The 7,671-nt window shown below is 66.0% G+C and carries 8 protein-coding genes; 4 read left to right on the forward strand and 4 right to left on the reverse strand.

Annotated features, from left to right (window positions below):
• Nucleotide 1 precedes the first annotated feature (1 nt).
• From ACFW6D_RS18240 to ACFW6D_RS18255, 4 genes are all read left to right on the forward strand, one after another.
• Nucleotides 2–1,096: an MCE family protein gene (locus ACFW6D_RS18240; protein WP_379329533.1), complete on the forward strand. Its 1,095-nt coding sequence runs from the start codon at nucleotides 2–4 to the stop codon at nucleotides 1,094–1,096.
• The gene (locus ACFW6D_RS18245) at nucleotides 1,093–2,265 is read left to right on the forward strand and encodes an MlaD family protein (protein ID WP_379329535.1); all 1,173 of its coding nucleotides are present in this window, start codon (nucleotides 1,093–1,095) and stop codon (nucleotides 2,263–2,265) included. The genes ACFW6D_RS18240 and ACFW6D_RS18245 overlap by 4 nt, the downstream gene beginning before the upstream one ends.
• A gap of 144 nt (nucleotides 2,266–2,409) precedes the next feature.
• Nucleotides 2,410–3,243 carry a hypothetical protein gene (locus ACFW6D_RS18250; protein ID WP_379329537.1) on the forward strand — a complete coding sequence of 278 codons (834 nt, stop codon included), beginning with the start codon at nucleotides 2,410–2,412 and terminating at the stop codon, nucleotides 3,241–3,243.
• Between the two features lie 139 nt (nucleotides 3,244–3,382).
• The gene (locus ACFW6D_RS18255; RefSeq protein ID WP_379329539.1) at nucleotides 3,383–4,069 is read left to right on the forward strand and encodes a hypothetical protein; all 687 of its coding nucleotides are present in this window, start codon (nucleotides 3,383–3,385) and stop codon (nucleotides 4,067–4,069) included.
• An 87-nt stretch (nucleotides 4,070–4,156) separates the two neighbouring features.
• On the opposite strand, the gene ACFW6D_RS18260 is transcribed toward ACFW6D_RS18255, so the two are convergent.
• The 4 genes from ACFW6D_RS18260 to ACFW6D_RS18275 are packed head-to-tail and all read right to left on the reverse strand — an operon-like array spanning nucleotide 4,157 to nucleotide 7,173.
• Nucleotides 4,157–4,741, reverse strand: a complete 585-nt coding sequence (locus tag ACFW6D_RS18260) for a ribonuclease H (RefSeq protein WP_379329541.1) — start codon at nucleotides 4,739–4,741, stop codon at nucleotides 4,157–4,159.
• 10 nt (nucleotides 4,742–4,751) lie between these two features.
• Nucleotides 4,752–5,225 carry an SRPBCC family protein gene (locus ACFW6D_RS18265; protein ID WP_379329543.1) on the reverse strand — a complete coding sequence of 158 codons (474 nt, stop codon included), beginning with the start codon at nucleotides 5,223–5,225 and terminating at the stop codon, nucleotides 4,752–4,754.
• A 47-nt stretch (nucleotides 5,226–5,272) separates the two neighbouring features.
• The gene (lhgO, locus tag ACFW6D_RS18270; RefSeq protein ID WP_379329545.1) at nucleotides 5,273–6,484 is read right to left on the reverse strand and encodes an L-2-hydroxyglutarate oxidase; all 1,212 of its coding nucleotides are present in this window, start codon (nucleotides 6,482–6,484) and stop codon (nucleotides 5,273–5,275) included.
• The gene (locus ACFW6D_RS18275; protein WP_379329547.1) at nucleotides 6,481–7,173 is read right to left on the reverse strand and encodes a hypothetical protein; all 693 of its coding nucleotides are present in this window, start codon (nucleotides 7,171–7,173) and stop codon (nucleotides 6,481–6,483) included. The genes lhgO and ACFW6D_RS18275 overlap by 4 nt, the downstream gene beginning before the upstream one ends.
• Nucleotides 7,174–7,671: the final 498 nt, after the last annotated feature.

Consider the following 7,671-nt stretch of genomic DNA (forward strand, 5'->3'; position numbering starts at 1 on the left):
GATGAACCGAAAGACTCGCCGCGCCAAGGCGGTGCTGGCCGCGGCGGCGCTGACCACCGTGACGTTGGCCGTCTCGAGCTGCGGGCTGACCGTGGAGAGCCTGCCGCTGCCCGCGCCGGGCGTCGGCGGTGAAACCTACACGCTGCACGCGGAATTCGAGAACGCGCTCAACCTGCCCAACCAGGCCAAGGTCAAGATCGGTGGCTCCGATATCGGCGTGGTCTCCAAGATCTCGACCAAGAACTTCCAGGCCGTGATCGACATGCAGATCCGCGAGGACATCCAGCTGCCGAAGGGCAGTGTGGCCGAGCTGCGGCAGGCCACCCCGCTCGGCGACGTGTTCGTCGCGGTGGTCAAGCCGACCAACCCCAGCGCTGCCATGATGACCGACGGCGAGACCATCACCCGCGAGTTCACCTCGGCGGGTGCGACTGTCGAGCAGCTGCTGCTGTCGGTGACGATGTTGTTCAACGGTGGCGGCTTGGCCAGCTTGAGCAGGCTCGGCACCGAACTCGGTTCCATCCTCGGTGGGCACGGCGGCGAATTGGCCCACCTGACCACGCAGCTGACGGGCGTGCTCGGCGACCTCAATGCCAACAGCACGCAGATCGATTCGGTGCTCACCGAGTTCAACACGCTGGCCGGGACGATCAGCTCCAAGCGTGGCGAACTCGGCCAGGTCGCGGACACGTTGCCCACTGCGATCGGTGCGATCGCGGAGAACACCAACGCGCTCACCGATATGCTGGCCCGGCTTTCGTACACCTCCGAAGCGCTGGGTGACTACGCCAGGACCAACACCGATCAGCTTGGTACCCTGCTCGACAGCGTCACGAGCCTGACCAGCCAGATCTCCTCGACCGGGGACCGGCTCGCCTTCGTGCTCGATCAGCTGGCAATCCTGCGGCCCGGCCTCGAGCAGACCACCAAGGGCAAGGGTCTGATTCCGTACGCGAATCTCACCAACCTCGACATTCCGCTGATCACCGCGCCGGGTACCGCCCGGCTGCCCAATATGCAAGACGCGAACGACTTTGTCGGCAGCTTCGTCCAGGTGCTGCTGGTCGTTCAGGGCCGGCTGGGAGGCCACCGATGAGCAAGCTGTTCAAACAACACAAGCTCCTGCTGGCGAACTGCACGTTGGTGCTGGTGTTCGTGTTCGGTGCCGCCTACCTGGCGATCGATGTCATGCGGTACAACCCCTTGCAGCGCGACTACGAGGTCACCGTGAAGCTCGACCGCTCCGGCGGTCTGCAAGAGGGCAACGACGTGACGATGCGGGGTTACCGCATCGGCCAGGTCACCTCGATCAAGATCATCGACAGCGGCGGTTCGATCGCGGCGGTGGCCAAGATCGACCGTCGGTACCAGGTTCCGCAGGACACGCTCGTCTCGGTGCAGGCACTGTCGGCGGCGGGCGAGCAATACATCGACTTCAAGCCGAGCACCGATAGCGCCCCGTATCTGAAGAACGGTGCCGTCATCGACCACAACGATGGCAAGGTGCGCACGCCCACCCCGGTGTGGGAAGTCCTCGACGACACCACCCTGCTGGTCTCGCAGGTGGACCCGAAGCAGTTCAAGGTCATTCTCGATCAGCTCGACATCGCGTTGAGCGCGGGCCCTGACCAGTTGCGTGCCTTGGTCGAGGGTGCGAGCATCGCCGTCGCCGGTCTGCACAACCTGCTCCCGCAGACGGTGAACCTGGTCAAGAACCTGCAGGTGATCATGGCAACCACGTCGCACGCGCAGCCGGACCTGCAGACGCTCACGCGCAATTCCGGTTCCCTGCTCGATCAGTTCAACAAGGCCGACGGTGAACTGCAGCAGGTTCTGCAGGCTGCGCCCAAGCAGTTCGAGGCGCTCGGCGCGGTACTCGACGAACAACGTGATCCGCTCACCTCGGTGGCGACCAACCTGACCGCGATCACGCGTGCGGCCACTCTCCGCGCCCCGGCGCTGCGGCTGCTGTTCCCGTCACTCGGCGAGGGCATCGGCGCGTTCGGTATCCCGGCGCACGACGGCGAGTTCCACGCGATGATCGACATCTGGCCGCGTCCGGTGTGCAAGTACGACACCAAGCCTGAGCCCTTCTGGCAGGTCCAGGACGGTACGTTCCCGAAGTGGAACTACTGCACCAACCCGCCTCCCGGCCAGCAGATTCGTGGCGCGGCCAACGTGCCACGACCGAACATCCCGGACAACGGTTCGTTCATGCCGCCGGGCGTCGACCCGAACGAGCGCACGTTGAAGCCGGTCAACTGAGCACAGCGACCGAGCCGCCGAGACGGTACCGTGGGCGCCCGGCCTACCATGCAGTGATGCCGGGCGCACACGGAGTGTGACCGGAGCTACCGTCACGCCCATCGAAGCGCAGCCGCGCGAAACAGAAACAAGGATTTGATTTTCATGGCAACGGACGACACCGCGAACGATTCGACGAAGCCCACGCCCGAGGACGTGGAAGCGACGAACAGTACGCCCTCGCCCGATCCGGCCGCGAAGAGCGAAGACGTCGATGCGACGGCGAAGACCGAGGTCATCGAGAAGAAGTCGACGGGCGCCGAGAAGCCTGTGAGCACCGAGAAGCCTGTGAGCACCGAGAAGGCAGCTGGCGCCGAGAAGGCGGCCAGCACGGAGAAGGCACCGACCGAGTCCGAGTCGAAATCGGCGGGTTCGCGTGGGCCGTGGATCGCCGCGGCCGCCGCCGGTGTCGCGGCGGTGGCACTCGGAACGGCTGCTGCCGCGTTCGGTGTGCTCTGGATGCAGCAGAACGAAAAGGCCGACCAGACCGTGGCCGCGACCACCGCGGCTTGTGATTTCGTCCGCAAGTTCGTGGTGTTCGACGGCACCCGTGATGTCACGCCGTACTTCGACGAAGTCAAAGCCGCGAGCACTGGTGAGTTGAAGAAGAACTTCGAGATCGGCTCCGAAGCACTGCGGCAATCCATCCTGGACGTCCGCGCGAAGTCGACAATCGAGGAACTCGACTGCGCCTACCAGTCGGGCGATGAAGATCAGGCGACCGTACTCGGCACCTGGATCCAGTTCCAGAGCAACACGATCACCAACGAGACTCGGCCGATGATCTTCCCGGTGGAGATCACCCTGGACAATGTCGACGGCAAGTGGCTGGTGTCGATGATGAGCTCGCCGATTCTCGACCGTCTCGGTGTCGGCACCCCCCTCGGCAGCGTCGCACCGTCCGACGGCACCACCCCGGCACCCGCGCCCGGTAACTGAATCCAGGCGTAAGTCGATACCCGGCCTGGTCACGTACAGCTGGATCGGGCATGCTCGCGGTGTAGAGCGTGTGGCCCGGGTCACGGGCGCCGCGATGGATTCGGTGCGATGAACACCGCGACAGAACGGGGTTGATTCGATGACCGGCGACGATGCCCACAGCGATGCCGACAAGCCGGAGTCGGCGAAGTCCGTGCCTGCTTCCCCCGAGCGCGATCAGCCGGCCGTCGAGGCGCTGACCGAGGCGTCGGCTCCGGCCGCCGCCTCGGGCTGGATCGCGGCCGGTGTGGCGGGTGTGGTCGCGGTCGGCGCGATCGCCGCGGGCGTGGTGTTCTTCCTGCAGAACAGCAACAAGGCCGAGCAGCTCGACGCCATCGCCGCGTCGACCAAGGCCGCCTGCGATTACGCCGCCGTGCTGGTCAACTACGACTACTCCAACGATCCCGACGGCTACATCGCGGCGATGAAGGCGGGTGCCACCGGCGGGTTCCTGAAGGAGTTCAGCGATGCCAGCGAAGAGCTGCGAATCGGCATGGAGCGGGCCCAGCTCAAGTCGACCGGTGAAGACGTGCAGTGCGCGTACATGTCAGGTGATACCGACGAGGTCAAGGCCATGGTCACCATGACCCAGTACCGCAGCAACGTCGCGCAGACCGAACCGCAGCGGATGATGTTCCCGATCGAGATGAGCCTCGTGCGTTCCGGCGACAAGTGGCTGGTGAGCAGGCTGGATTCACCGCTGCTCGACTACAGCGGCGATCCCACCGGTGGCGCGCCACTCGACGGTCAGCCCGCCCCGGCGCCGGCCCCCGACCCGGGCAACTGATCCGCTGACACAGTCATCCGAAACGCCGCGAGCAGCTTCATTGCCCGCGGCGTTTCGTTGTGCGGTCCCACTCCGGTCGCAAAACGCTCAGAACAGGGTAAGAGTCCCTGCCACCGGAGCATCGGTTGCGACCGACTTCCCTGTGGAGACCGTGTTCGTGGGGGCGAGCGCCGCCGGTTCGCGGCGGCGCGGCCTCGCTGGTTCGGGTTCGACGGGCACGACCTCGCGCCCGAGCTCCGGGTTCTCGCGAACGGCCCGCGCCGCCTCGCCCGCCAGCTTGTCGGCCTGTTCGTTGAAGTAGTTGCCCACATGGCCGCGTACCCAGCGGAAACGCACCGGTCCTTCGCGACCGGTGATGGCGCGGTCGATCTGCTTGATGATCTCGACGTTCTTCACCGCACCGCCGGTGGAGGTGCGCCAGCCGTTGCGCCGCCAGCTGGTGATCCATTCCGAGGCGCACTTGATGGCGTACTGGGAGTCGCTCTCGATGAGCATCGGTTCGGCGCCGGGGTGGGCGAGGATGGCTTCGAGCACCCCGCGTAGCTCGGCGATCTGATTGGTGCCGCTGGCCGCGCCACCGCTGTCGGCGGGCCCGGAATGATTCACCCATGCCCAGCCGATGGCACCACCGGGATTGCGCAGGCAGGACCCGTCGGTGCTCACGATGATCATGACCGCCACCCTAGGCGATGCGGCCGACAAGATCGGTACCGTGGAATGCCTCTATCTCCCTTCGCAACCGCGATTCCGTCGCCCGCAGTGCCGATCGCGCGGCCGCGTCTACGAGGCCGTGGCACAGGCGGGCGAACATGCCGCGTGGTGGTGGATAGTCGGCTTCGGAGGTCAGCACCGACCGTTCGTAGCCGAGTGGATCGAAACGCAGGGTAACGGTTCCGCATACCCGCCCCCGCAGGGTATACCCGATCACGGCATTGCGCCGAAATTCGGTGATCTCCACTGATGTGCGCAGCGGAACAACCCGGAACAACCGGACTTTCACCGAGAAGGCGGCGCCCAATCTCTGGTCTGGACTGTCGAGCGGTGCGACCTCGGTGACGCCGAACATCCACTGCGGTCCGTGGCGGAAATCCGCGGCGTAGGCGAAGGCGGCATCGGGTGGCGCGCCGACGTCACTCGCAAACCTGATGTGGCCCATCGGCCCTCCCTGATCCGGATGGGCCAAAAGTACTATAGATATCCTGTTTATTTAGCGGAATTGAGTTGTTCTACCAGGTACTGCGCGATCGGCATCGCCGATGTGGCAGCCGGGGAGGGCGCGTTGAGCACGTGGATCGAGCGCGGCGTGCGTTCGATGAGAAAATCGTGCACCAGGGTTCCGTCGCGCAGGACCGCCTGTGCCCTGATCCCCGCGCGGTGCCCGAGCAGATCCGCGGTGGTGAGTTCGGGGCAGTACTTCCGGCATTCGGCGAGGTAGCCACGCTTGAACACCGAGTTGCGGAGCTCGCGGATGCCGGTGGCGAGATGATCGCGGGCCACCCGCCGCACGCCGGCGAAGCTCAGCACGTCGATGGCGTCGCGCCGGTTCACGCTGCCCTTGCGGTAGCCCTCCCGCGCGAGTCCGAGCACCGCGTTCGGGCCGACGGTGAGTTCGCCGTCGATGGTGGGGCTGAGGTGGACGCCGAGAAACGGCAGCGCGGGGTCGGGTACCGGGTAGATCAGCGTGCGCACCAGATCCGACCGTTCGGCGGGGAGGCGGTAGTACTCGCCACGGAACGGGACGATGCGAAAGTCGGTGTCTATTCCCGCTTTACGTGCCATCCGATCGGCCTGCAGACCCGCGCACACGATCAGTGTGTCGGCGGTGACCGAGACTCTCGGACCCGAAACTGTGACAGCCGAGACGTTTTCGGTGATCGCGTCGACGGGGGTGTCGAGCAGGATTTCCCCGCCCATGGACCGGATCTGCGCGGCCAGTTCCGCGGTGACCAACGTGTAGTCGATGATGCCGGTCGCGGGCACGAAAAGTGCTCCGACACCGGTGATCCGGGGTTCTCGCCGCTTCAGCTCGGCCGCGTCGATCGCCTCGACCTCGACCCCGTTGGCGATCGACCGCTCGTACAGCGCGAGCATCCGCTCGTGCTCGGCGGAATCGGTGGCCACCAGCAACTTTCCGCATTCGCGGAACGGAATATCATGGGCGGCAGCGAATTCCTTGGTCCACTGAGCGCCTGCCCGGCACAGTCGCGCCTTCAAGCTGTCCGGGGGGTAATAGATCCCGGAGTGGATGACGCCGCTGTTGTGCCCGGTCTGATGCGCGCCGAGCGTGGCCTCCTTCTCGATGAGCACGAGACCGGCCCCTGGATGCTGGGTCAGCAGCCGGTGCGCGGTGGCCACGCCGACGATGCCGCCGCCGATCACACAGAAGTCGTAGGTGCCGTTCGAGGTGCGAGTCACACGCCGACGGTAGTCGGCAGTTCCTCGGGCAGCGACTCCGGTGCGCCGGCTTGCGGCTCGTCCGGGCCGAGGGTCGCGGGCTTGGCACCGGCAGCCTCGATGTGCGACGGCGCGTCGACTCGCAGCGTATGGCTGCCGAGACCCGGGTCCGACAGCACGAACACCAATTGTCCACGGCGCGAGTCGAATTCGGTGTGCAGCGCGGTCACCGCACCCGGATCGGGGGCCAGGCCGAGGTATTTCGCCGCCACTGTCACGAGATTGGTGTCGACGGTGAACGCGACGGTATCGGTGGGCGCCGGTGCCACTTGCGCGCCGACATAGGTGCCGCCGATCCCGACCCGGCCTGCCAGCGGCGAATTGTCCGGTCGCGCACCGACACCGGACTGCTGTGCGGTGATCGGCGTACGCGTCACGGCGGTTTCGGCCCGTACGGCGTTCGGCGGCCCGAAGGACATGGCCAGCTGCACGCCGCCGCGCGGTGCGGAGTCCTCGAGCGAGAAGGGCCGGGGGTGACCGGGATTCGGTGTCGCAGCAGGCCCGGCGACATCCGGCGCGGGACGGGGCGCGAGTTCGGGCATGTGATTGACGATGTAGGCGCCCGCGGCGACGGTGAGGCAGAGGCTGGCGGCGCCGGAGAAGACGATCGCGGACAGGCGCACGATCTGAGCAGGTCGATGTGCGGTCACGATGCGGTTCCCTTCGGTGGCTGTGGGTATACCCGAGATGGACGGGCCCGCATCGTTGAAAGCCACGTGCTGGTACCCACGGTACCGAGTACTGCGCGCGGTGACCGCTTCGCGCGGCTGAGATCAGAGCCACATATGAAACGGTGTCGTATCACTCCTAGTGGGAGTGGGTTTTCGCGTGCGCAAGTGTTTCTCACAGTGGGTAACGGGTACTTGGAGGGAGCAGGCGAGCGTCATTCACGACTGCCACGGTGGTCTACCCCCGGCCAATGAAGTCCGGGGCAGTCGGCTCGGATGGCGCTCAGGGAAGGCGCTCGCCTGTTTGGGGGTTGGGGTGGGTTGGTTGTCGACCTTCGGGGTTGGTGGCTGCAGGCGGGATGACTGGCAGAGCTTCGGGGTTTGAGTTGTCCCAGAGGTTTGAGGCTGTGTTTATTGGAGCGCTGGCGCGCTCGAGCGCGGCCCCTGGGGGGCCGCGAGTTAGCCACCGTTGCTGGCGGC

Source organism: Nocardia sp. NPDC058705 (genome assembly GCF_042749305.1).
Taxonomy (GTDB): Bacteria; Actinomycetota; Actinomycetes; order Mycobacteriales; family Mycobacteriaceae; genus Nocardia.